At 60.9% G+C, this 23,471-nt stretch carries 18 protein-coding genes and 4 tRNA genes; 10 read left to right on the top strand and 12 right to left on the bottom strand.

What is annotated here, in order from left to right:
- Positions 1–88: 88 nt before the first annotated feature.
- The 3 genes from KSS96_RS18405 to copC form a co-directional block, all read right to left on the bottom strand.
- Positions 89–1,351 carry an OprD family porin gene (locus tag KSS96_RS18405; protein ID WP_065877523.1) on the bottom strand — a complete coding sequence of 421 codons (1,263 nt, stop codon included), beginning with the start codon at positions 1,349–1,351 and terminating at the stop codon, positions 89–91.
- Positions 1,352–1,540: 189 nt separating this feature from the next.
- Positions 1,541–2,398 (bottom strand): copper homeostasis membrane protein CopD, encoded by an 858-nt coding sequence (copD, locus tag KSS96_RS18400; RefSeq protein WP_017527073.1) that lies wholly within the window; start codon positions 2,396–2,398, stop codon positions 1,541–1,543.
- 3 nt (positions 2,399–2,401) lie between these two features.
- Positions 2,402–2,767 (bottom strand): copper homeostasis periplasmic binding protein CopC, encoded by a 366-nt coding sequence (gene copC / locus KSS96_RS18395; protein WP_065877519.1) that lies wholly within the window; start codon positions 2,765–2,767, stop codon positions 2,402–2,404.
- A 116-nt stretch (positions 2,768–2,883) separates the two neighbouring features.
- On the opposite strand from copC, the gene KSS96_RS18390 reads away from it, so the two are divergent.
- Positions 2,884–3,504 carry a TetR/AcrR family transcriptional regulator gene (locus KSS96_RS18390; RefSeq protein ID WP_017527075.1) on the top strand — a complete coding sequence of 207 codons (621 nt, stop codon included), beginning with the start codon at positions 2,884–2,886 and terminating at the stop codon, positions 3,502–3,504.
- 112 nt (positions 3,505–3,616) lie between these two features.
- On the opposite strand, the gene preA is transcribed toward KSS96_RS18390, so the two are convergent.
- The 3 genes from preA to hydA form a co-directional block, all read right to left on the bottom strand.
- Positions 3,617–4,891 carry an NAD-dependent dihydropyrimidine dehydrogenase subunit PreA gene (preA, locus tag KSS96_RS18385; protein WP_017527076.1) on the bottom strand — a complete coding sequence of 425 codons (1,275 nt, stop codon included), beginning with the start codon at positions 4,889–4,891 and terminating at the stop codon, positions 3,617–3,619.
- Positions 4,891–6,258, bottom strand: a complete 1,368-nt coding sequence (locus KSS96_RS18380) for an NAD(P)-dependent oxidoreductase (RefSeq protein WP_017527077.1) — start codon at positions 6,256–6,258, stop codon at positions 4,891–4,893. The genes preA and KSS96_RS18380 overlap by 1 nt, the downstream gene beginning before the upstream one ends.
- Positions 6,259–6,418: 160 nt before the next feature.
- Positions 6,419–7,858, bottom strand: a complete 1,440-nt coding sequence (gene hydA, locus KSS96_RS18375) for a dihydropyrimidinase (protein WP_017527078.1) — start codon at positions 7,856–7,858, stop codon at positions 6,419–6,421.
- A gap of 591 nt (positions 7,859–8,449) precedes the next feature.
- Between hydA and KSS96_RS18370 the strand changes: the two genes are divergently transcribed.
- Positions 8,450–9,937: an NCS1 family nucleobase:cation symporter-1 gene (locus KSS96_RS18370; protein ID WP_017527079.1), complete on the top strand. Its 1,488-nt coding sequence runs from the start codon at positions 8,450–8,452 to the stop codon at positions 9,935–9,937.
- Positions 9,938–10,092: 155 nt separating this feature from the next.
- Positions 10,093–11,376, top strand: a complete 1,284-nt coding sequence (locus KSS96_RS18365; protein ID WP_017527080.1) for a Zn-dependent hydrolase — start codon at positions 10,093–10,095, stop codon at positions 11,374–11,376.
- Between the two features lie 160 nt (positions 11,377–11,536).
- Here KSS96_RS18365 and KSS96_RS18360 read toward each other — a convergent pair whose 3' ends face one another.
- From KSS96_RS18360 to KSS96_RS18350, 3 genes are read right to left on the bottom strand one after another with little or no spacing between them, the layout of a single operon-like run.
- Positions 11,537–12,955, bottom strand: coding sequence for an efflux transporter outer membrane subunit (locus KSS96_RS18360; protein WP_116077796.1), 1,419 nt, complete (start codon positions 12,953–12,955; stop codon positions 11,537–11,539).
- The gene (locus tag KSS96_RS18355; protein WP_068933548.1) at positions 12,939–14,105 is read right to left on the bottom strand and encodes an efflux RND transporter periplasmic adaptor subunit; all 1,167 of its coding nucleotides are present in this window, start codon (positions 14,103–14,105) and stop codon (positions 12,939–12,941) included. Before KSS96_RS18355 ends, KSS96_RS18360 begins: the two co-directional genes overlap by 17 nt.
- Positions 14,095–17,316, bottom strand: coding sequence for an efflux RND transporter permease subunit (locus KSS96_RS18350; RefSeq protein WP_116077799.1), 3,222 nt, complete (start codon positions 17,314–17,316; stop codon positions 14,095–14,097). The genes KSS96_RS18355 and KSS96_RS18350 overlap by 11 nt, the downstream gene beginning before the upstream one ends.
- A gap of 195 nt (positions 17,317–17,511) precedes the next feature.
- On the opposite strand from KSS96_RS18350, the gene KSS96_RS18345 reads away from it, so the two are divergent.
- A complete protein-coding gene (locus tag KSS96_RS18345; RefSeq protein WP_068933550.1) occupies positions 17,512–17,922 on the top strand; it encodes a PA0061/PA0062 family lipoprotein in 411 nt (136 codons plus the stop codon).
- On the opposite strand, the gene KSS96_RS18340 is transcribed toward KSS96_RS18345, so the two are convergent.
- On the bottom strand, positions 17,919–18,068 hold the full coding sequence (locus KSS96_RS18340) for a hypothetical protein (protein ID WP_017527085.1): 150 nt from the start codon (positions 18,066–18,068) through the stop codon (positions 17,919–17,921). The two genes, KSS96_RS18345 and KSS96_RS18340, sit on opposite strands and share 4 nt — an antisense overlap.
- Before the next feature lie 210 nt (positions 18,069–18,278).
- Here KSS96_RS18340 and KSS96_RS18335 point away from each other — a divergent pair, with 210 nt between their 5' ends.
- Positions 18,279–18,941, top strand: coding sequence for a C39 family peptidase (locus KSS96_RS18335; RefSeq protein WP_026067213.1), 663 nt, complete (start codon positions 18,279–18,281; stop codon positions 18,939–18,941).
- A gap of 35 nt (positions 18,942–18,976) precedes the next feature.
- Here KSS96_RS18335 and pbpG read toward each other — a convergent pair whose 3' ends face one another.
- Positions 18,977–19,900, bottom strand: coding sequence for a D-alanyl-D-alanine endopeptidase (gene pbpG / locus KSS96_RS18330; RefSeq protein WP_217855189.1), 924 nt, complete (start codon positions 19,898–19,900; stop codon positions 18,977–18,979).
- A 207-nt stretch (positions 19,901–20,107) separates the two neighbouring features.
- Positions 20,108–20,962, bottom strand: coding sequence for a bifunctional methylenetetrahydrofolate dehydrogenase/methenyltetrahydrofolate cyclohydrolase FolD (folD, locus tag KSS96_RS18325; protein WP_065877503.1), 855 nt, complete (start codon positions 20,960–20,962; stop codon positions 20,108–20,110).
- Between the two features lie 276 nt (positions 20,963–21,238).
- On the opposite strand from folD, the gene KSS96_RS18320 reads away from it, so the two are divergent.
- The 5 genes from KSS96_RS18320 (at position 21,239) to tig (ending at position 23,426) form a co-directional block, all read left to right on the top strand.
- Positions 21,239–21,315 (top strand) — tRNA-Arg (locus KSS96_RS18320).
- Positions 21,316–21,347: 32 nt separating this feature from the next.
- A tRNA-His gene (locus KSS96_RS18315) sits at positions 21,348–21,423 on the top strand.
- A gap of 57 nt (positions 21,424–21,480) precedes the next feature.
- Positions 21,481–21,565 (top strand) — tRNA-Leu (locus KSS96_RS18310).
- 76 nt (positions 21,566–21,641) lie between these two features.
- A tRNA-His gene (locus KSS96_RS18305) sits at positions 21,642–21,717 on the top strand.
- Positions 21,718–22,115: 398 nt separating this feature from the next.
- The gene (tig, locus tag KSS96_RS18300; protein WP_017527089.1) at positions 22,116–23,426 is read left to right on the top strand and encodes a trigger factor; all 1,311 of its coding nucleotides are present in this window, start codon (positions 22,116–22,118) and stop codon (positions 23,424–23,426) included.
- The last annotated feature ends 45 nt before the right edge of the window (positions 23,427–23,471 follow it).

The raw sequence follows: 23,471 nt of genomic DNA, 5'->3' as shown, positions 1-23,471 counted from the left end.
TCTGTTACTGACTGATCTATATCGGGAGCAAGTCGAATCGTCGCACCGCCCTCCCACAGGGGATTCGCTGTAGGAGGACGACTAAGTTCTACAGCAGGGAAATCGGATAGCTGACAAAAATCCGGTTCTCGTCAAACTCGTTGGTGCTGAAGTCCCGACGAATTGACGCGTTGCGCCATTTCACGTTGAGGTTCTTCAGCGCGCCGCTCTGCACGGTGTAGGCCAGCTCCGATTCACGGCCCCATTCCTTGCCATCGGTGATCGTCCCGGTGTGCACGTTGCTGCCGCTGATATAGCGGTTCATCAAGGTCAGCCCCGGCACGCCGAGTGCCGCGAAGTTGAAGTCGTGGCGCACCTGCCAGGATTTTTCCTTGGCGTTGTCATAACTGGAGTTGTAGCTGTCGTTGGCCAGGGTGCCGCCGCTGGTGCCGTTGACGCGCATCCACACGCTGTCGCCGGTGAGTTTTTGCAGGCCCACGTAGAAGGTGTTGCCACCGTATTTGGCCGAGAGCAGGGCGAAGGTGGTTTTGTTGTCGAGGTCGCCGGCCAGGGCGCTGCCGTCTTCCTTGCCGCTGAAAAACCCGAGGTTGGCGCCCAGGGTCCAGTCGCCCACGGGTTGGCTGTGGGTCAGGTTTATGTAGCGCTGCTGGTAGATATCGGTGAGTTCGGCGTACCACAGGCCGACCTGGGTGCGTTTTTCGTTGAAGCTGTATTCGCCGCCGCCGAAGTTGAAACGGTCGGAGGTGAACGCGGCTTTGCCGTTCATGAACATGTCTTCCATGCTCGCGTCGTTGCGTGGGCTGTTACCCCGGAACTGCCCGCCGTAGAGGGTCAGGCCGGCGATTTCATTGGAGGTCACCTGGCCGCCGCGGAACGTTTGGGGCAGGGAGCGGCCATCGTCGGAACGCAGGATCGGCAATACCGGCATCCATTCGCCGACCTTCAACTCGGTCTTCGATAGCTTGGTTTTCAACGCCACGCCCAGGCGCCCGAAGTTATCGGCGGGGCGGCCGTCGTCGTGGATCGGCAGCAACTGAGTACCCCCGGTGCCTTTGCCGCCATCGAGCTTCTGCGAATACAGGCCCAGCACATCCAGGCCAAAGCCCACGGTGCCTTGGGTGAAGCCGGACTTGGCGTCGAGAATGAAACTCTGCGTCCATTCTTCAGCCTTGCCCTGGGCATTGGCCGGGTTGGTAAAATTGCGGTTGAAGTAGGCGTTGCGCAGGTTGAGCGTGGCCTTGGCGTCATCGACAAAACCTTCGGCGTGAGCACCGAGAGGCAGGGTGAAGGCCAGGCTGCCGAGGCCGATAAGGCCCAGGCGTGAAGAGGAATTGCGGGCGAATTGACTCACAGCGGTGCTCCCTTCTTTGTTGTTTTTATTATTTGTTATACGTCGTCGTACAACATTTGAGGGGATATTTGCGGGGTTTTCGTGGAGTGTCAAGCAGAAGTTATACGATGACTAAGCGGGAGGTGATCTAAAAAAGCGGACACGGTCAATGCGGGAGGGGGCTGCATTCAAACTTGAGAGCGGTGGGGTTCAGCCAGCCAGGACCATCGGAGGCAAGGTGCCAAGCACTGACACGGCCGCTACCGCGCCCACACCCAGGGCCCATTCCAGCATCACACTGGTTTTCAGGGCGGCCAGGCGCTGCTCGCACTGCTCCAGGCGCAACCGGTTGAGCAACGCCAGCGCTACCATGCCCAGCACGAGCATCGCCTTGATCAACAGAATCAGCGCAAACCCGCTGAACAATGGCGTGGGCCACAGTTGCCCGGTGAGCACGCGCACGTTGATCAGCCCGGTGACCAGCAAGCCGGCAACCAAACCGTAGCCCACACCGCTGAAGCGCCGCAGGACCGTCTGCAACGCATACCCCGGCGGTTGCCTGAGGATCAAGACCAGCAACAACAACCCACCCAGCCATGCACCGACACAGGCCAGGTGCGCCATTTGATTAAGGATCAGCAACTGCCCGCTAAGGCCGTCGAGCATCGCGCCATGGCCGACGGGCGCCAGGGTTACAAGCAATAGCGCCAGCAACGCCAGGCGCAAGGCCGGCCAGGGTTTGATCAGCGCGATCAGCAGTAGCAGGTTGAGCAGCAAGTGCCAGCCCCACACCTGGCCAAAAAAAGTCTTGCCCAGCACCAATCGCACCGTGCTCGGTTGCAGCGCTGCGCTCCAACTGCCGGCCATGCTTGCGGTGATCAACAACAACCAGGCCACCCCGGAAACCAGCGCCACCCAGGCCAGGCCACGGGTGATGCGCAGCAGTTGCCGGTCCAGCCTCGGCTGCGGTGCAGCGCCCAAAAGCCGGGGCCTGAACACGCAGGCCCCGAACATCAGCAACACCACGCTGAAATGCAGGAAGCGGCACAGCACCAGCAGCGTCATCATCGGTTATTGGCCAACCTTGAAGCTGTATTCACCGTTGCTCTTGTGGGTGTCGACCGAGACGGCGTTCCACACGACTTTGTAGTTGCCGGCGGCCAATGGCGCAGCGGGGGTGACCACCAGGACTTTTTTGTCGGCGTCCGGTGTTTCTACGCCCTTGATGGCAACTTCGGTGCCGTCCTTGCTCAGGGATACCTTGGTGAAGGTGGCCTCGACGCCTTCGCTGAACGTCAGGCGCAGCTCCTTCGGCGCCGCGCCGCTGCTGTCGGCGGCAGGTTCCGAGCTTTTCAGATGGGCGTGGGCAAAGGCCGCCGAGGCACCCAGCAGGGAAGCAAACAGGGCGATGGCGGTGAGGGATTTCTTGATCAACATTGTTCAATACCAATCAATGGGCAGGAGCGGGCAGTGTACGAAGTTTCAGTTGCCCCTGTCGCCCCGATCTAGAGCGGATGGTAGTCTTTGGGCCAAGTAGTTGTCAGGGAGCCCTTATGGGCAATCACAAGATCGGAATTCGTCGGGTCAACGTCGAGAAAATCCTGCTGGCGGCGGAGAAAGTCTTCGCCGAGAAAGGCTATGGCAGCACTGCCATGGCCGACATCGCCGAGCAAGCGCAACTGCCGCGCTCCAACCTGCATTACTACTTCACCACCAAGAGCGAGTTGTACAGCGCGGTGCTGTTCGACCTGCTCGATGTGTGGAAGCAGGACGCCCTGAGTTTCGAAACTTTCGATGACCCACGGGTGGTGCTCAGCAGCTACATCCGCGCCAAGATGCAACGCTCGCGCACGCGGCCCTATGGCTCCAAAGTCTGGGCCAACGAGATCATCCATGGTGCGCCCACTCTGGGTGAGGCATTGGATGAAAGCCTGTACGACTGGGCCAAGATGAAGGAGGCGAAAATTCGCCAGTGGGTGGAAGACAAACGCATCCTGCCGGTGGAGCCGTCGAGCCTGCTGTACATGATCTGGGCCTCGACCCAGCACTACGCTGACTTTGACCACCAGGTGAAGATTTTGAATGATCACCAGCCGCTGTCGGATAGGCAGTTCGAGAAGGCGATCCAGACGGTGACGGCGGTGATATTGCGGGGGATTGGGTTGGAGCCTTGAGTCTTGTGGTGAGGCTGATGGCCCTATCGGGAGCAAGCCCCCTCCCACATTTTGAATGTGTTCACACATCGAAATGTGGGAGGGGGCTTGCTCCCGATAGCGGCCTAAAGGACTACACAGCCTCCCGGTAGGGATTGCGGGGGTCCTGGGTCCAGTTCAAAAACGGCTTGCCCGTGTCCACCGGCACCATCTCGATGCAGTCGGCCACCGGGCAGGTGATCTGGCACAGGTTGCAGCCCACGCACTCATCATCGATGACCTCGTAGGTGTGCGTACCGTCTGCCTGTTTCACGCTGGCGATGGCCTGGTGCGAGGTGTCTTCACAGGCAATATGGCAACGGCCACAGCCAATACAGGCCTCTTGGTCGATCTTGGCGATCACCTGGTAGTTGATGTCCAGGTACTTCCAATCCGTGGTATTGCCCACCGCCTTCCCGGAAAACGCTTGCAGGCTGGTGTAGCCCTGGCTGTCCATCCACCGCGACAGCCCATCCTTCATCTCTTCAACGATGCGGAACCCATGCAGCATCGCCGCCGTGCACACCTGCACCGCGCCGCAACCCAGGGCGACGAATTCCGCGGCGTCGCGCCAGTTGCCGATGCCGCCGATGCCGCAGATCGGCAGGCCTTGGGTCTGCGGGTCGCGAGCGATTTCGGCGACCATGTTCAAGGCGATCGGCTTGACTGCCGAGCCGCAATAACCGCCGTGGGTGCTTTGCGTACCGACGGTGGGCAGGGCAACCATGTGTTCGAGGTCGACGCTGGTGATGGAGTTGATGGTGTTGATCAGCGATACCGCATCCGCACCGCCTCTGTAAGCGGCACGCGCGGCCACGCGGATATCGGTGATGTTCGGCGTGAGCTTGACGATCACCGGCAGTGAGCAATAGGTCTTGCACCAGCGCGTCACCTGTTCCACGTATTCCGGCACCTGGCCCACCGCCGCGCCCATGCCGCGTTCGGGCATGCCGTGGGGGCAGCCGAAGTTCAGTTCGATGCCGTCGCAGCCAGTGGCTTGCACCAGCGGCAGGATGTTTTTCCAGGACGCTTCAACACAGGGCACCATCAGCGACACGATGAGCGCACGGTCGGGCCAGTCCTTTTTCACCTGGGTGATTTCCCGCAGGTTGATCTCCAGGGAACGGTCGGTGATCAGCTCGATATTGTTGATGCCCAGCACTTCACGGTTGGCGCCGTAATGTGCCGAATAGCGCGACGACACGTTGACCGCCGCCGGGTCTTCACCCAGGGTTTTCCACACCACGCCGCCCCAGCCGGCCTCAAAGGCGCGGACCACGTTGTAAGCCTTGTCGGTGGGTGGCGCGGAGGCCAGCCAGAACGGGTTGGGGGCTTTGATACCGGCGAAGACAATCGAGAGATCGGCCATTACGCAGCCTCCACATTGAGCATGAGTTGGGCGTGCATGGCTTCGGCGGCCAGCTTGCCGTGTTGCACCGCCTGCACGGTGAGGTCCTGGCCGAGGCTCACGCAATCGCCGCCGGCGTAAATGCCTGGAATGCTGGTGCGCAGGTGCTCGTCGACGAAAATCCGCTCGCCCACGCGATGCAGTTGCTGGGCCAGTGGATCGTGCAATGCCGCGTTGTCGAAGCCTTGCCCGATGGCCTTGAAAATCGCATCGGCGGCCAGTTCGAAGGTGTCTGCGGTGGCGCTCAGGCGGCCGTTTTCCAGGCGCGTGCGGGCAAAGCGCATGCCGCGCACATGGCCTTGAGCGTCGAGCAAGACTTCCTCGGGTTGGGCCCAGGTCAGCAGGCGTACCTGGTTGGCCTTGGCGATGTCCTGTTCGTGGTGAGTGGCGCCCATGTCCGCCAGGCCGCGACGGTAGACAAGGTTGACGTCGCGGGCACCGAGACGGGCCATTTGCACGGCCATGTCGATGGCCGTATTGCCGGCGCCGAGCACGATGCAGCGGTCGGCCAGCGGCAGTTGGGTCAGGTCATCGGCCTGGCGCAGTTCGCGGATGTAGTCGGTGGCGGCGAGCAGGCCGGGGGCGTCTTCATGGGGCAGACCCAGTTGTTTGCTGGCGGCGAGGCCGAGGCCGAGGAACACCGAATCGTATTGCTGGTGCAGTTCGCTCAGGGTGAGGTTGTCGCCCAGGCGCTGGCCGTGTCGAATCTCGATCCCGCCGATTTGCAGCAGGAACTCCAGCTCCTTCTGGGCGAAGTCGTCCACCAGCTTGTACTTGGCGATCCCGTATTCATTCAGGCCGCCGGCCTTTTCCCGCGCTTCGAAAATCACCACGTCATGGCCGTGCAAGGCAGCGCGATGGGCGCAGGCCAGGCCGGCGGGCCCGGCGCCGACCACGGCAATGCGTTTACCGGTGGGCGCGGCGCGTTGGAAAGGGTGCTCGCCAAAGTGCGCGTTGTCGATGGCGTAGCGTTGCAGCAGGCCGATCAGCACCGGTGCGCACTCTTCGGCGTGGTTACGCACGCACGCCTGTTGGCAGAGGATCTCCGTGGGGCACACCCGCGCGCAACTGCCGCCGAGGATGTTGGCCGAGAGGATTTTCTGCGCGGCACCTTGCACATTGTCGGTGTGGATGTTGCGGATGAACGACGGGATATCGATCTCGCTGGGGCATGCATTCACGCACGGCGCGTCGTAGCAATACAGGCAGCGCGAGGCTTCCAGCTGGGCCTGGCGGGCGTTGAGCGGGGGCGCCAGGTCGGTGAAATGGGCGGCGAGGGTTGTGCCGTCTTCACGGGGGTGGGGGAGGTGGGTCAGGGTCTGGATCACGGTGGTGGCCTCACGGTTTTTTTTTTGGATTGCCTCTAAATGGGCATTTTTGTTGCCTGTGCTGGCCTCATCGGGGGCGAGCCCCCTCCCACATTTGACCGCGTTTTTCCAATTGGAATGAGATCAGTGTGGGAGGGGCGACTTGCTCCCGATAGCGGTCTCAGCGTTTCACGGCCGTGGGCCTGGAATGCTCGGCCCGCTTGCTCAACTGCTCGAACACCGGCGGGTACGCCGGCCGTTCCACATAACGCCCGGCCCCGCGCTCGGCGCGCAGGTCGCCATCGGCCCAGACCAGCTTGCCCTGGCTGATGGTATGGCTCGGCACGCCGCGCACGGTCTTGCCTTCGAAGATGTTGAAGTCGACTTGCTGGTGATGGGTCTTGGCGGAGATGGTCCGGGTGCCTTCGGGGTCCCATAGCACCAGGTCGGCATCGGCCCCCACGCGGATCGCGCCTTTGCGTGGGTAGAGGTTGAAGATCTTCGCGGTGTTGGTGGACGTGAGTGCGACGAACTCCTGCATGGACAGGCGCCCACTGTTGACGCCTTCATGCCACAGCAGCGCCATGCGGTCTTCGATACCGGCGGTACCGTTGGGGATCTTGCTGAAATCGTCGCGCCCCGCGGCTTTTTGCTCGGCGCAGAAGCAACAGTGGTCGGTGGCGGTGGTGTGCAGGTTGCCCGCTTGCAGGCCGTGCCAAAGCGCCTCCTGGTGCCCACGCGGGCGGAACGGCGGGCTCATCACGTAGCCGGCGGCGGTTTGCCAGTCGGGGTGCTGGTAGACGCTGTCGTCCAGCAACAGGTGGCCGGCGAGCACTTCGCCGTACACCGGCTGGCCCTTGGCGCGGGCATAGGTGATTTCATCGAGCGCCTCCTTGGTGGACACATGCACCAGGTACAACGGCGTGCCGAGGGTCTCGGCGATGCGGATAGCGCGGCTGGCCGCTTCGCCTTCAACCTGGGACGGGCGCGACAGCGGATGCGCTTCCGGCCCGGTGATGCCTTGGGCCATCAGCTTGCGTTGCAGGTGGTACACCAGCTCGCCGTTTTCCGCATGCACGGTGGGCACCGCGCCCAGTTCCAGGCAGCGCTCGAAGCTGGCGACCAGGGTATCGTCCGCCGCCATGATTGCGTTCTTGTAGGCCATGAAGTGTTTGAAGCTGTTGATGCCGTGATGGCTGACCAACTCGGCCATTTCCGCGCGCACTTGCTCGCTCCACCAGGTGATCGCCACGTGAAAACCGTAGTCGGATGCGCACTTTTCGGCCCAGCCGCGCCACTGGTGAAAAGCTTCCATCAGCGACTGCTGCGGGTTGGGAATCACAAAGTCGATGATCGACGTGGTGCCGCCCGCCAAACCCGCCGCCGTGCCACTGAAAAAGTCTTCACTGGCCACGGTGCCCATGAAGGGCAGTTGCATATGGGTATGGGGGTCGATGCCGCCGGGCATCAAGTATTGGCCACTGCCATCGAGTACTTCAGTACCGGCCGGAATATCCAGACCGGTGCCAATGGCGCGAATCAAGCCGCCCACACATAAAACATCGGCGCGGTAACTTTCATCATGGGTAATAACGGTGGCGCCACGGATCAACAGCGACATGTCGAGTTCCTCACAGGCTTGACCGGCTTGTGCCAGTTCTAAGTGTTGTAATGCTGCTTGCCGATGGCTGGTTGATTCTTGTCATCGGTGACAGGAATAGAAACTAGCCCGAGTTTTTCGATTGGGCAAGCAGATTTTTTATAAGCTTATTCAGATAGTAAATACTTAATTTTTAAAGGAAAAAATCAAATATCACCAAAATGTAGCGGCCTCTCCCCATTTTGACGCACTTGACAGGTTCGAGATTTGAGCAACATTTTCTATTGCAAATCAGGTGCTTGAGATATGCCTCTTGACGGCGTCGGGAAATAAAAATAATTGTGTCGCACCAGATTGAACCCCGACAGTTCGGGCAACTTGCAGGTTATTGCGCCTGGGTAACGCGGCAAGTGCGTAAGGTTTAATCGGAAAGCTGATTAACATCAGCAAGTTATATAAGCGGTGCGGGCGTGGTGGTGGTTTTCGGCACGGTTATTGAGTGCGGTAACGGCTGGCCGGGCCCGTGATGTCATGTTGTTTACGAGGTACTCCGGCCACCTGCATTCACTACGCAGGTGAGCAAAAATAATTCGAAAAAACCGTGGAGCGGCCATGCAACAGAACAGATCGCAAGTCATTGAACGCAACGGCCTGTACGAACTCGACGCCGGCCCCGACGTCCTCGACAGCCCTCGCTACAACCACGACATGGCACCGACCAAGGTGCACGAACGAACCTGGAACACATGGCACATCACCGCGCTGTGGGTTGGCATGTCGATCTGCGTGCCCACCTACACCCTGGGCGGGGTGCTCACGGCGTATTTCGGGTTGTCGGTGGGCGAGGCGCTGGTGGCGATTTTGCTGGCCAATATCGTGGTGCTGATCCCGTTGACCCTCAATGCCTTCCCGGGCACCAAGTACGGCATTCCATTTCCAGTGTTGTTGCGTTCATCGTTCGGCATTCTCGGCTCCAACGTGCCGTGTTTGATACGGGCGCTGGTGGCATGCGGCTGGTTTGGTATCCAGACGATGTTTGGCGGGCTGGCGATTCACCTGTTCCTGGGGTCGATCTTCGAGGGCTGGAAGTCCCTCGGCGGCACCGGTGAAGTGATCGGTTTCATGGTGTTCTGGACGCTTAACCTGTGGGTGGTGCTGCGTGGCGCCGAATCGATCAAGCGCCTGGAGACCCTGTCGGCGCCGCTGCTGGTGGCGGTGGGGATCGGCCTGCTGGTGTGGGCGATGCCCAATGTGTCGCTCAGCGAACTGATGGCGATCCCGCCCAAGCGTCCGGAAGGCGCGAGCCTCACCGGTTATTTCATGGCGGGGCTTACCGCGATGGTGGGGTTCTGGGCCACCTTGTCGCTGAACATTCCCGACTTCAGCCGCTACGCCAAGAGCCAGAAAGACCAGATCCTCGGGCAGATTTTCGGCCTGCCGCTGACCATGTTCCTGTTCGCCGCGCTTGGCGTGGTAATGACCGCCGCCTCGGTAAAACTGGTGGGCGTGAGCGTGTCCGACCCGGTCACCTTGATCGGTCATATCCACAGCCCTGTCTGGGTGGCCGTGGCCATGGCGCTGATCATTGTCGCCACGTTGTCCACCAACACGGCGGCCAACATCGTCTCGCCCACCAACGACTTCCAGAACATCGCGCCCAAGCTGATCAACCGCACCACGGCGGTGATCCTCACGGGCCTGGTCGGGCTGGTGCTGATGGCCCATGAACTGCTGAAAAAACTCGGCCTGATCGTCTCCGATGTGAGCCTGGAGACCGTCTATTCCAACTGGTTGCTGGGCTATTCAAGCCTGTTGGGGCCGATCGCCGGGATCATGGTGGTGGACTATTTCATTACCCGCAGACAGCAATTGGACCTGGCCGGCCTTTACCGCGACGACGTGTACCCGGCATGGAACTGGAGCGGCTTTATCGCCTTTGGCGTGCCGGTGGTACTGACCTTGCTGTCGCTGGGCAGCGATGCGTTCAGCTGGTTCTACAGCTATGGCTGGTTTACCGGCTCGGCGTTGGGCGGGGTGTTGTATTACGGGTTGAATGCCAGGCGTGGCGTGATTCCGGTCGCGGCTAAATCCCCGTTGTAAACACTGCCAAATGTGGGAGGGGACTTGCTCCCGATTGCGGTGGGTCAGCCGCCCATGCACTGGCTGAAGGGCTGCTATCGGGAGCAAGCCCCCTCCCACACTGAATCGCGTTTCACCTGTTCCAATCATAAGAAACTCAGCCTGAGGAGATCCCCATGAACGCTGCCCTGGACGTTCTGCAATCGACCGATCAGCACATCAATCGCGACCGCTTGTGGCAGTCGCTGATGGACCTGGCCACGCTCGGCGCCACGCCCAAGGGCGGCGTGTGCCGGCTGGCCCTCACCGACCTCGACCGCAAGGCCCGCGACCTGTTTGTGCAGTGGTGCGAAGCGGCCGGCTGCACCGTGACGGTGGATGGCATCGGCAATATTTTCGCCCGCCGTCCGGGGCGCAATCCCGATTTGCCGCCAGTGATGACCGGCAGCCATATCGACACCCAGCCTACCGGCGGTAAGTTCGACGGTTGCTTCGGTGTGCTGGCGGGGGTGGAAGTGCTGCGTACCCTCAATGACCTGAACCTGCAAACCGAGGCGCCATTGGAAGTGGTGGTGTGGACCAACGAAGAGGGCTCGCGTTTTCCACCGTGCATGATGGGCTCCGGGGTGTTCGCCGAGAAGTTCACGCTGGCGGACACCCTGGCCAAGGTGGATGCGGATGGGGTCAGCGTGGGTGAGGCGTTGAATGCCATTGGCTATGCGGGAACGCGGCCGGTCAGCGGGCACAAGGTCGGCGCTTACTTTGAGGCGCATATCGAGCAGGGGCCGATTCTGGAGGATGAGAAAAAGACCATCGGCGTGGTGCTTGGTGCCCTCGGGCAAAAATGGTTTGACTTGAAGTTGCGCGGCGTCGAGGCGCATGCCGGGCCAACGCCGATGCACCTGCGCAAGGACGCCCTGGTGGGTGCAGCGGCCGTGGTCGCGGCGGTGAACGCGGCAGCATTGGCGCACCAGCCCCATGCGTGCGGCACGGTCGGTTGCCTGCAGGCATATCCGGGTTCACGCAATGTCATTCCGGGTGAAGTGCGCATGACCCTGGACTTTCGTCACCTGGAACCGGCGCGGTTGGATGCGATGATTGCCCAGGTGCGCAAGGTGATCGACGACACCTGTGCCAAGCATGGCTTGAGCTTCGAGATGCAGCCCACCGCCGACTTCCCGCCGCTGTACTTCGATAAAGGTTGCGTGGACGCCGTGCGCGATGCCGCCAATGGTTTGGGGTTGTCGAACATGGACATCGTCAGTGGGGCAGGGCACGACGCGATCTTCGTCGCCGAACTGGGCCCGGCGGGGATGATCTTCGTGCCGTGCGAAGGCGGCATCAGCCATAACGAAATCGAGAATGCCGCGCCGGATGATCTGGCGGCGGGGTGCGCGGTGCTGTTGCGCGCCATGGTTGCTGCTTCGGCCGCGATTGCCAGCGGTAAGCTTGCGGCCTGAAATGCGCTAAACAATGTGGGGGCTTGCTCCCACATGGGGCCTGTGGTGTTTATACATTGTGTGTCTGGCATAGAGCCAGTGTGGGAGGGGGCTTGCTCCCGATGACGGTGGGGTGGGCACTGCATGCATCAACTGAAGCAGTGCCATCGAAAAAACCGCCTCATGCCCCAGGCTGCCAACCACCCCCCAACGCCGTCAGCAACCCCACACTCGCTTGCAACTGCCGCGTCTGCACCGCCTGCAACGTCCGTTGCGCCTGCAATGCCGCCGTTTGGGCGGTTACCACGTCCAGGTAGCTGACCGCGCCCGCCTGATAGCTGTTCATTGCCAAGGCCTCGGTATGCTGGGCTGCATCCGCCGCTGCTTGTTCATCCTGTGCCTGCTGTTGCAAATCGCGCAGTTGCGCCAGGTTGTCTTCCACTTCGCGTACGGCTTTGAGCACTTGGCTGCGGTACTGCGCGCTGGCTTCTTCAAACTCGGCCTTGGCCTGGCGCTCATTGGCGCTTAAACGCCCGCCGTCGAAAATCGGCAGATTCATCAGCGGCCCCAGCGCCCAGTACCGATTACCCGCCGAGAGCAAATTCCCCACGCCCTGCGTCTGCCCACCGACCACCCCGGTCAAACTGAAATCCGGATACCACGCCGCCTTGGCCACGCCGATAGTCGCGTTGGCCGCAAACACCCGTCGTTCTGCCGCCGCGATATCCGGGCGACGTTGCAGCAGTTGACTTGGCAACTGCGACGGAACTACCGGCAGGGCGATCAAGTGCTTGTCGGGCGGCAAGCTAAAGTCGCCGGCTGCCACGCCCACCAACTCACCGATGGCATGCTCAGTGAGGCGGCGTTGCCCGCGCACCTCATCCCATTGCGCCTTGGCCTGCGCCAGTTGATTTTGCGCACGGGTCAGGTCCAGCTCCGAGGCAATCTGGCCTTCGTAACGGCTGCGGGTCAGTTGCAGTGCCTGCTTGAAATCCTCCAGCGAGCCAGTGAGGATCCGGCTCTGGGCGTCCAGCCCGTTGAGCTGCACGTACAAGGTTGCCAATTGACGCTGCAAGCTCAGGCGCGCCACCGCCAAGTCATCTCCGCACGCTTGTGCCTGGGCATCGCCGGCCGCGACCTGGTTGCGGATTCTGCCCCACAGGTCCAGCTCGTAACTCAACGAAAACCCGGCGCTGTTGCTGTCGTACACCGACGGCTGCGTGGTGCCCCGCAACGGCCGCGAGTCCGATTGGCGCTGGCGCAGGGGCTGCGCGCTGGCGGTGATCTGCGGGAACAACCCCGCCTGCAGCTGGCTGGCGTACGCCTGTGAGGCGTCGAAGTGCGCGAGTGCCGCCGCCAGGTCCGGGTTGGCCTTGAGCAGTTGCTGTTGCAGGTCATTCAGGCGCGAATCGTGATAGAGCTGCCACCATTCGGGGGCCAGTAGGTCGGACGGTTGCGCGCTGTGCCAGGGGCCGTCGCTGATTTGTTCGCGGTAGTTGGCCGGCAGGTCGAGCGTCGGCACCTTATAGGTCGGCGCCATCGAGCAGCCTTGCAATGCCAGCAGCATCACCGCCGCGAGCGGTTTAAGCCTTGGGTGCATGCGCACCTCCGGCGTCGGCCAGCTGTACGGCATCGCCTTCGCGCAGAGCATCGGGCGGGTTGTCGACGATGCGGTCGGCGGGTTTCAAACCTTGGTCGATCACCAGGCGTTCGCCCAGGTCCAGGCCGATATGGATCGCTTGCAGGTGCACATGATTCTGCGCATCCAGCACCGCGACCTGGGTGCCCTGGGCGCGGAAAATCAAGGCGCTGGCCGGGATGCTCACACCATGGGTATCCGCCGGAATCGGTAGGGTGGCTTCGGCGTAGTCGCCGGGCAGCAACTGCCCGCTGGGGTTGTCGACCACGAACTGTGCGAGCAGGGTACCGGAGCGGCGGTCGATGGCGGTGGAGTCGCCGATCAAGCGTGCGGTGAAATGCTTGCCGGGGTGTTCGGGCACGGTCAACGCTGCCTCCAGGCCGGGGTGGATCACCGCCGCGTAGTTCTGCGGCACCGGCACGTACAGGCGCAGTTGATGGGTGTCGGCAATGTTGAACAGCTCCGGATCGCTGTCGGTGTCGGCCTTGATCAACTGGCCGATATCGGTATTGCGCGCGGTGATGGTGCCGGCGAACGGCGCACGAATGGTCTTGTAGCTTTCCAGCGCCGACAGCCGTGCGACGTCGGCAGCCGCCGCCTCGGCATTGGCTTTGGCGGCCGCGGCGTTGGAGGTTTTTTCATCGGCTTCCTGGCGCGACACCGAGTGGCTGGCCAACAGGTTCTGCCAGCGCGTGGCGGTGGTTTGCGCCAGCCGCGCATTGGCTTGTTCCTGCACCAGCCTTGCCTGGGTTTGTGCAAGCTGTTGATCCAGGTCCGGGCTGTCGATTTGTGCAAGTATTTGCCCTGCTTTGACCGGGCTGCCGATGTCGACTTTCCAGTCCTTGAGGTAACCGCTGACCCGTGCGTGAATCGGCGCCTTGCTCCAGGCTTCCAGGTGCGCGGGCAAGCGCAGGGTGTCGCCGGTGGCGTTCTGTTTGGGTTGAAACACCATCACTTGGGGGACCGCGGCGGTTTCGGTCCAGGCAGTGACGGTTTGTGCGTGCAAAGTGCGCGCGTGCAGGCCGTTGGCGACCAGCAGGGCGGCGAGGGTCAGGCCACCGATACCCAGCAGCATCAGGCGCTTGCGCGAGGGTGTGTGATCAGACGACATGTGGGGTTTCTCCAACAGCTGCGCGAGTGGGGTGACGCCCGTGGACCAGGCTGAAGACCACGGGAACGAACAATAGGGTGGCGACGGTGGCAAAGATGAGGCCACCGATGACGGCGCGGCCCAGCGGCGCGTTTTGCTCCTCGGACAAGGCCAGCGGCAACATGCCGATGATCATCGCCAGGGCGGTCATGCACACCGGGCGAAAGCGCGTATAGCCGGCTTCCAGCGCGGCCTTGAGCGCGTCGCCATGTTCGGCCAGGCGTTCACGGCAAAAGCTCACCACCAGGATCGAGTTGGCGGTGGCCACGCCCATGCACAGGATCGCCCCGGTCAAGGCGGGCACCGACAGCGAGGTGCTGCTGAGGAACAGCATCCACACGATTCCGGCCAGCGCGGCCGGCAGCGCGGTGATGATCACGAACGGGTCGGCCCAGGACTGGAAGTTGACCACGATCAGCAGGTAAATCAGCACCACCGCGCCGAGCAGGCCCAGGCTCAGGCCGCTGAAGGCTTCATGCAGTGCATCGATTTGCCCATGCAGGCTGATCGTCGCGCCTTTGGGGCGCAGGTGCGCGGTGTCATCCAGCACTTTTTGCACGTCGCGAGCCACGCCACCGAGGTCGCGGCCCTGCACGTTGGCGTACAGGTCCAGGGTCGGTTCGATGTTGTAGTGGGTGACCACCGCCGGGCTTTGTACCCGGGAGATCGTGGCCACGCCGCCGAGGATCTGTGATTGGCCATCGGCACCGGTGACCGGCAAGGCTTCCAGCGACGGCAGGCTGTCGAGGCGATATTGCGGGGTGGCGGCGACGATGGAATACGACACGCCGTTGGCCGGGTTGAGCCAGAAGGTCGGCGCGGTTTGCGAACTGCCGGCCAGCGACGCGACCATGCTGTTGGTCACGTCACGTTCGGTAATGCCCAGGCCGTTGGCGCGCAGGCGGTCAACATTGACCTGCAGTGACGGGTAGCCGGTGGATTGCTGGATCCGCAGGTCGGCGATGCCCGGTACATGTTGCAGGCGGCGTTCAAGTTCGATGGCGTAGGCGCGGTTTTCGGCGTCGTTGCGCCCGGAGATTTTTACGTCCAGCGGAGCCGGGGCGCCGAAGTTGAGGATCTGGCTGCTGATATCCGCCGGCAGGAACGCGAAGTGGCTGCCGGGGAAACTCTGCGGCAAGGCTTCGCGCAGTTTTTTTACGTAAGCGGCGGTGGGCGCATGCTGCGGTTTCAGGCTGACCTGGATGTCGCCATCCTGCGGGCCGATGGTGCCGCTGCTGCTGTAGGCCATGTCGATGCCGCTGAGCGGGATGCCGATGTTGTCGACGATGGTGTCCAGTTCCTCGGCGGGAATGACCTCGCGAATCCGCGCTTCGATGCGGTCGAAGGCGGCGGCGCTTTCTTCGATGCGTGTGCCCAGCGGCAGGCGAACGTGGAGGGCCAGTGCTCCCGCGTCGGTGGCCGGGAAAAAGTCCTGGCCCAGGCTGGGCAGCAACAGCATGGAAGCGAGGACGCAGGCCAGGAAACCGATGATAAAGCGGCGGCGATGGCCCAGCGCAAGGGCGAGCAGGCCGTGATAGGTATCGCGGATATTCGAGAAATGGCGCTCGAAGCCCTGCTGAAAATTCAGCACCGCTTGCAGTGCGCGGTTACGCGGCTTGTTGTGCTGCTCACCCTCATGGTGGTTGATGAATGCATCTTCCGGGTGATGGCCTGCGCCCTGCTCGGGTATATGCGGCTTGAGCAGGAACATCGCCAGTGTCGGCACCAGCGTGCGCGAGAGGACGAACGAGCTGACCATGGCAAAGATCACCGCCAGCGCCATCGGCCGGAACAGGTAGCCGGCGATGCCTTGCAGCAGGAACATCGGCACAAACACGATGCAGATGCACAGCAGCGAGACAAAGGCCGGGCCGACAATCTGCGCGGCGCCGTCGAGGATCGCAGTCTTCACCGCCTTGCCTTGTTCCAGGTGCCAGTTGATATTTTCGATGGTCACCGTGGCGTCATCCACCAGGATCCCCACGGCCAACGCCAGCCCGCCGAGGGTCATCACGTTGAGGGTTTGCCCGGTGGCCGCCAGCAGCGCAATGGCCGACAGCACCGCCAGCGGGATCGACGCGGCGATGATCAGGGTGGAGCGCCAGCTACCCAGAAACAGCAGGATCATCGCGCTGGTCAACAGTGCGGCGATGATGCCTTCCTGAGCCACGCTGCCCACCGATTGCTTGACGAACACCGAGGCGTCGCCCAGCAGCGAGGTCTTCAGCGACGGCGGCAGGGTTTCGTTGATGCGCGGCAGCATCTGGCGGATGCCGTCGATGATCGACAGGGTGGAGATGCTGCCGTTTTTCAGCGCCGGCATCAGCACCGCGCGGTGGCCGTCGACGCGCACGATGTTGGTTTGTGGCGGCGAACCGTCGCGCACATGGGCCACCTGGCCGATGGTGATCAACGCGCCGTCGACGGTCTTGATCGGCAGGTCGTTGAGTTCATCGATGGCCTTGGGGCTGTTATTGAGCAGGATCGTGTATTCGTTGGGGCCGAGCTTGGCGGTGCCCACTGGGATGATCTGGTTCTGCAGCGCCAGGGCGTTGCCCACGTCCTGTGCCGACAGGCCTTTGGCAGCCAGTGCCTGGGGGTCGAGGTCGAGGGTGATCTGGCGTTGCTTGCCGCCCATGGGGGTGGGCATGGCCAGGCCGGGCAGGGCGCTCAGGGGCAGGCGGATGTTGTTCTGCACCAGGTCGCGGATTTTGGCTTCCGACAGGCTGGGGCTGGAAAACGCCATTTGCAGGATCGGTACCGTGGACGCGCTGTAGTTGAGGATCAGCGGCGGCGTGATGCCCGGCGGCATCTGCTTGAGCACGGTTTGCGACACGGCGGTTACTTGAGCGTTGGCGGTGCGTATATCCACGCCGGGCTGGAAGAAGATCTTGACGATGCCCATGCCGGGCAGCGATTGCGACTCGATGTGTTGGATGTCGTTGACGGTGGTGCTCAGGGAGCGTTCGTAGGTGTAGATCACCCGACCGGCCATGGCGTCCGGCGACAGGCCGTTGTACTGCCACACCACGGCGACCACGGGGATGCCGATATCGGGGAAAACGTCAGTGGGGGTACGCAGGGCCGCCATCGGCCCGATGATGCAGATGAATATGGCCAGCACGATAAACGTGTAAGGCTTTTGCAGTGCGGTCTTTACCAGCCCGAGCATGCGTGATCTCCGGAGAAAGCAGGGTTGCAAACCCCGGCAGTCTTGCCCGACCCACCTAACACGCACCTTTCAGCCAGGTGAAGGAACATTTAGGTCGAGGCTGAAAATCGTTTCATGGGTATTCATTTGTTCTACACAGGGCTGCTCGCCAAGCTTGTAACCCATCGGACACATTGTCTTTATTGGAGCCCTGCCATGTCACTTAAACCCTTGTTGTTGATCCCTGCACTCGGTGCCGTCCTGTTGTTGTCGGCGTGCGCCGGCCCGATCCCCAAGGCAGACCCGAGCGAGGCCTGGATTGGTCTTCAAGAAGAAGCGCCGAACGACCTGATGGCCGAACGCGTGGACGGCAAGCGTGTGGATGACGGGCGCTTCTTTGAAGTGACACCGGGCGATCATCGCCTGGATGTGACGTTATTTGAGGAAGAGGCGGGCGAGGACAACCAGCAGGACTGCCAGGGGCGCGTCGAGTACAGGCACTTCAAGGCGGGTGAGCACTACATCCTGGTGGAATCCAGCCTGGGCACCACCGTGCGCGCATCCTTGAAGGATGACCACGGCAAGGAAGTGGCGGCGACGCAAGACTTCAACTGTATGCCTGGCTAGGCGTGGCGTACCGCAGCCTTAGGGGGCTTGGCGGTTTTGACGTGGGGGTGATGGCGACGGGTAATGCGCAATACCCCCCACAGCATGGCGCCGGCAACCGCCAGCCAACCGCAGATCAACAGCATAATCGTCGTTGCAAGGCTCATTTGGGCCTCCTTTCGCCCCGCAGGGGGCACACACAGTCTTCTCAATGGACAGTCTAGCCACCTGACGGTTGCCTGCTATTGACCAATGGTCGTGTCTGTCCAACTTGTTTGCTCTATGCGAGCGGTAAACCCAGGCTTTGGGCTATACCCGCGTGGCAGAGCGTCCTATGATCAGGGCCCTTACCGGCAGTTGATCAAGAGAGTAAAAAATTGCGGTTACGGTCGAACGTTAAAACCTCCTTGTTATTGGCCTGCGCCCTGGGGCTGGCGGCGTGTGCCGGGCAGCCGTCGAAACTCGCCGGCTTGCCTGAGCGCGTTGAACTCAACGGTGTGCCGACCTTTCGCAGCGAGGCGTATCAGAGCGGTCCTACGGCTCTGGCCAGCATGCTGTCGCAACAAGGCATTGTCATGACACCAGGCTTGTTGGATAAGCCGCTGCGTTTACCGGGCGGCGAAGCGGACCTTGAGCGCAACATGCAGGTGTTGGCGCGTGAATACGGGCTGATGGTGTATCCACTGGATGCCAGGCTGACGGCGGTGCTGGCGCAAGTGGCGGCGGGTTATCCGGTGATGGCGCGGGTGGGCGGTGGGCTGTGGTCTGACGCGCACTATGTGGTCGTGGTGGGGTTCAACCAGCAGAAAAGCACGGTGCTGCTGCGCTCGGGCATGGACCGGCGCTTGTTGATGAGCTTCAGCGACTTTGAATCGAAGTGGGCAAGTGCCGGGAACTGGGCGATCCTCATTCAGCGCCCCAGCCAGTTGCCGGCCAATGTGGATGCGCAGCGCTGGCGCGAGGCCGCCCATGCGACGGCTCAGGCCGGGCAGGAACAGGCCGCCGCGCAGGCACTCAAGGTGCTGGCGCAAGGAAAATAAAAAAAGGCGCTCATGGCGCCTTTTTCATTTATCGGTTACCGACGGACTTCTGTGGCATTCGGGCGGCTCTTCAGGTTCTTGTCGGCTTTATAGCGCAGCGCCACATCCGGCACCGAACCGCCCTTGCCGGTCTCGACCCAGCTGCGAATACGGCTGGCATCAGCGAAGTGAGTGAACTTGCCGAACGCATCCAGAATCACCAGCGACACCGGACGATTACCCATACTGGTCACCAGCACCAGGCAGTGGCCGGCCTGGTTGGTGAAGCCGGTCTTGGTCAGCTTGATGTCCCAATTGGCGCGGTTGATCAGGTGGTCGGTGTTGGAGAAACCGAGGGTGTAGTTGGGTTTGCGGAACGAAACGGTCTTTTCCTTGGTGGTGCTCAACTGGCTCAACATAGGGTAATGACGGGCGGCGGCCAGCAGTTTGCTCAGGTCGCGGGCAGTGGACACGTTATGGATCGACAGACCGGTGGGTTCCACATAATGAGTGCTGGTCATGCCCAGCGCCTTGGCTTTGGCGTTCATCGCTGCAATAAAGGCTGCATAGCCGCCTGGGTAGTGGTGGGCCAGGCTGGCTGCGGCGCGGTTTTCGGAGGACATCAGGGCGATCAGCAGCATTTCCTTGCGCGGCATTTGGCTGCCGATCTTCACCCGCGAAAACACGCCTTTCATTTCCGGGGTGTCGGTGATGTTGATGTCGATGTATTCGTCCATGTTTTGCTTGGCTTCAAGCACGATAAGGCCGGTCATCAATTTGCTCACCGAGGCGATGGGCACGACTACGTCCGGGTTGCTGGCGTAGATGACTTTGTTGGTTTGCAGGTCGACCAGCATGGCGCTGCCGGAAGCAATCTGCAGTTTGGACGGATCGCGCGGCGCCAGGGTGGATTCGGCGGCGTGCGCAAAGGTGCCTGTGAAAGCAAAAAATAGGCTGACGATAGAAAGACGAATTTTCACGCGGATGAACTCGCTAAAAAGTAAGAAATACCGTTAAAAAACGGGTTTTGTGAAAAATGGCGTTACATTTTAGGAGTATGGATCAGAAACTGTCGAATGTTCTTCTACATCCAGATGAAAGTGCTTAAAAACTAAGAAAAAACAGGGTTTCTTCCGGGCAATAAAAAGCCCTGCGATAAGGCAGGGCTTTTTCAGTACGCCTGGTTATTAAGCGTGCAGGGTCTCTGCGGCGTACAGGGTGTTTTCCAGCAGGCAGGCACGCGTCATCGGGCCAACGCCGCCCGGCACAGGGGTGATCCAGCCGGCGCGAGGCAGTGCGGTTTCGTACACCACGTCGCCCACCAACTTGCCGTCTTCCTGACGGTTGATGCCCACGTCGATGACGATGGCGCCTTCCTTGATCCATTCCCCTTTGACCAGGCCAGGCTTGCCGGCGGCAACCACTACCAGGTCGGCACGACCGACGTGGCCAGCGAGGTCCTTGGTGAAACGGTGCGTGACGGTCACGGTGCAGCCGGCCAGCAGCAGTTCCATGGCCATTGGGCGACCGACGATGTTGGACGCGCCGACGACCACGGCATCAAGGCCGTACAGGTCGATGCCGGTGCTTTCCAGCAGGGTCATGATGCCTTTGGGCGTGCACGGGCGCAGCAGCGGGATACGCTGGGCCAGGCGGCCGACGTTATAGGGGTGGAAACCGTCGACGTCTTTGTCCGGGCGGATGCGCTCCAACAGCTTGGATGCGTCTAGGTGCTCGGGCAGCGGCAGTTGCAACAGGATGCCGTCCATCGCCGGGTCGTCATTGAGGCTGTCGATCAGGTCGGTAAGGGCCTGCTGGGTGGTCTCGGAAGGCAAGTCGTAGGCCTTGGAAATAAAGCCGACCTCTTCACAGTCTTTACGCTTGTGCGAGACATAAACCTGAGAGGCAGGATCGCTGCCGACCAGGATCACCGCGAGGCCCGGCGTGCGCAGGCCTTGCTGGCTGCGCTCGGTGACTCGTTTGGCGATCTGCTGGCGCAGGCTGGCGGCGATTGATTTGCCGTCGATAAGTTGTGCAGTCATTACGCGTGATTAACCATCGAGAGGGGGAAGAAAAGTGCGCGCATTCTCGCACGCCAAGACGTGAGGGCAAAGGCGCTTGGTCTGCAAATTGGCCTAACCCCTTAAATAAAATGAATTTTTTTTAAAAAAGATTTGACGGGTTTCCAGCCCCTCTATACTATTCGTCGCACTTGTCGGGCACAGCCTAGCACTGGTTAAGAAGGTCAAGCAGAATTGCTGTTCTGCAAGGCTGGAAAGCACTTAGTTTGTAATCCTCAAAGAGTACAGATTAATAAGGCGCCCGTAGCTCAGCTGGATAGAGCATCCGCCTTCTAAGCGGATGGTCGCAGGTTCGAGTCCTGCCGGGTGCGCCATTAGGCAGCTTTGGCACAAGTAGCGCTATATGGTGGGCGTAGCTCAGTTGGTAGAGCACGGGATTGTGACTCCCGTTGTCGAGGGTTCGATCCCCTTCGTCCACCCCATATTTTGAAAAGGCGCCAGATTAATCGTCTGGCGCCTTTGCTTTAAGAGCTACAAGCGCGGATGTGGTGGAATTGGTAGACACACTGGATTTAGGTTCCAGCGCCGCGAGGCGTAAGAGTTCGAGTCTCTTCATCCGCACCAATATAGCTTGGCCCAGTCGACAGGCAGGGTAGGGCTCAACAAAGAAGTGGTTTGGTTTCTTTGTTAACGCAATATGGTGGGCGTAGCTCAGTTGGTAGAGCACGGGATTGTGACTCCCGTTGTCGAGGGTTCGATCCCCTTCGTCCACCCCATATTCGAAAGGCGCCAGATTTAACAGTCTGGCGCCTTTTTTGGTTTTAGCGGTTCAAATATTCGCGACTGCAGGTGCTGGGTCGCAACGGCAGGGCGTTTCGTCGTATTTGTGTTGCTCGATGATGCCGCGCTGCCTGCCGGCCCCGTTTGCGGGTTGGCCGTCAGGGAAGTGGATGACGACTTCTTCTATATATAGAAGGGGCGGCGCAGAGCCCTGGCGTGATGGGCTGTATTTGTCACCGGGGCGAGGTGCATCAGTGCCTTCGTACCGATAAATTGCCGGCTGTTTTCGGGCGTATTTCCAGTAGGGTGACTTCTTGAGTTTGACCCTCTAGAATGCATGCCCTTGATTGGGGTCGGAAATGGCCGGCTAACGTCTGTGCAACGAGGAATATCCATGCAAGTTTCTGTTGAAAATACTACTGCTCTCGAGCGCCGCCTGAGCATCACCGTGCCGGCAGAACGTATTGAGACTGCGGTCAACAAGCGTCTGCAGCAGACTGCCCAAAAGGCCAAGATCGCTGGTTTCCGTCCAGGCAAAGTGCCGATGAGCGAAATCAAGCGCCGTTTTGGTGCCGATGCGCGCCAGGAAGCTGTGGGTGACGTCATCCAGGCTTCTTTCTACGAAGCCGTTGTCGAGCAAAAGCTGAACCCGGCTGGCTCGCCTTCGATTGAGCCGAAGTCCCTGGAAGCTGGCAAGGACCTGGAATACGTTGCCGTATTCGAAGTGTTCCCAGAGTTTGAGGTTGCCGGCTTTGACGGTATCGAAGTCGAGCGCCTGAGCGCCGACGTCGCTGATGCCGACCTGGACAACATGCTGGAAATCCTGCGCAAGCAGAACACCCGTTTCGAAGTGGCCGACCGTGCCGCTCAGAGCGAAGACCAGTTGAACATCGATTTCGTGGGCAAGGTTGACGGCGAAGTGTTCGCTGGCGGCTCCGCCAAGGGTACTCAGCTGGTGCTGGGTTCCAACCGCATGATCCCTGGTTTCGAAGACGGCCTGGTTGGCGCCAAGGCTGGCGAAGAGCGCGTTCTGAACCTGACTTTCCCTGCTGACTACCAGAACCTGGACCTGGCCGGCAAAGCCGCCGAGTTCACCGTGACTGTCAACAGTGTTTCCGAGCCTAAGCTGCCAGAGCTGAACGAAGAGTTCTTCGCCCAGTTTGGTATCAAGGAAACCGGTATCGAAGGTTTCCGCACCGAAGTTCGCAAGAACATGGAGCGCGAGCTGCGTCAGGCCATCAAGTCCAAGGTCAAGAACCAGGTCATGGACGGTCTGCTGGCGACCAACCCGATCGAAGTGCCTAAGGCTCTGCTGTCCAATGAAGTGGATCGCCTGCGCGTTCAAGCGGTTCAGCAGTTCGGTGGCAACATCAAGCCTGACCAACTGCCGGCCGAGCTGTTCGAAGAGCAAGCCAAGCGTCGCGTTGTGTTGGGTCTGATCGTGGCGGAAGTGGTCAAGCAGTTCGACCTCAAGCCTGACGAAGACCGCGTTCGCGAAATGATCCAGGAAATGGCTTCGGCCTACCAGGAGCCTGAGCAGGTTGTGGCTTGGTACTACAAGAACGACCAACAGCTGAACGAAGTACGTTCGGTTGTGCTGGAAGAACAAGTTGTGGATACTGTTCTGCAGAAGGCTAAGGTGACCGATAAAGCGGTCTCTTACGAAGAAGCAGTCAAACCGGCGGAAGCAGCACAAGCCGACTGATTGTCCAACTCGTTGGAAATACAACCATAAGCCAGCCTCGCGCTG

This window comes from Pseudomonas asgharzadehiana, from assembly GCF_019139815.1.
Classification (GTDB): Bacteria; Pseudomonadota; Gammaproteobacteria; order Pseudomonadales; family Pseudomonadaceae; genus Aquipseudomonas; species Aquipseudomonas asgharzadehiana.
The sequence above is the reverse complement of the archived record's forward strand: the minus strand, read 5'-3'. Positions and strand labels throughout refer to the sequence as shown.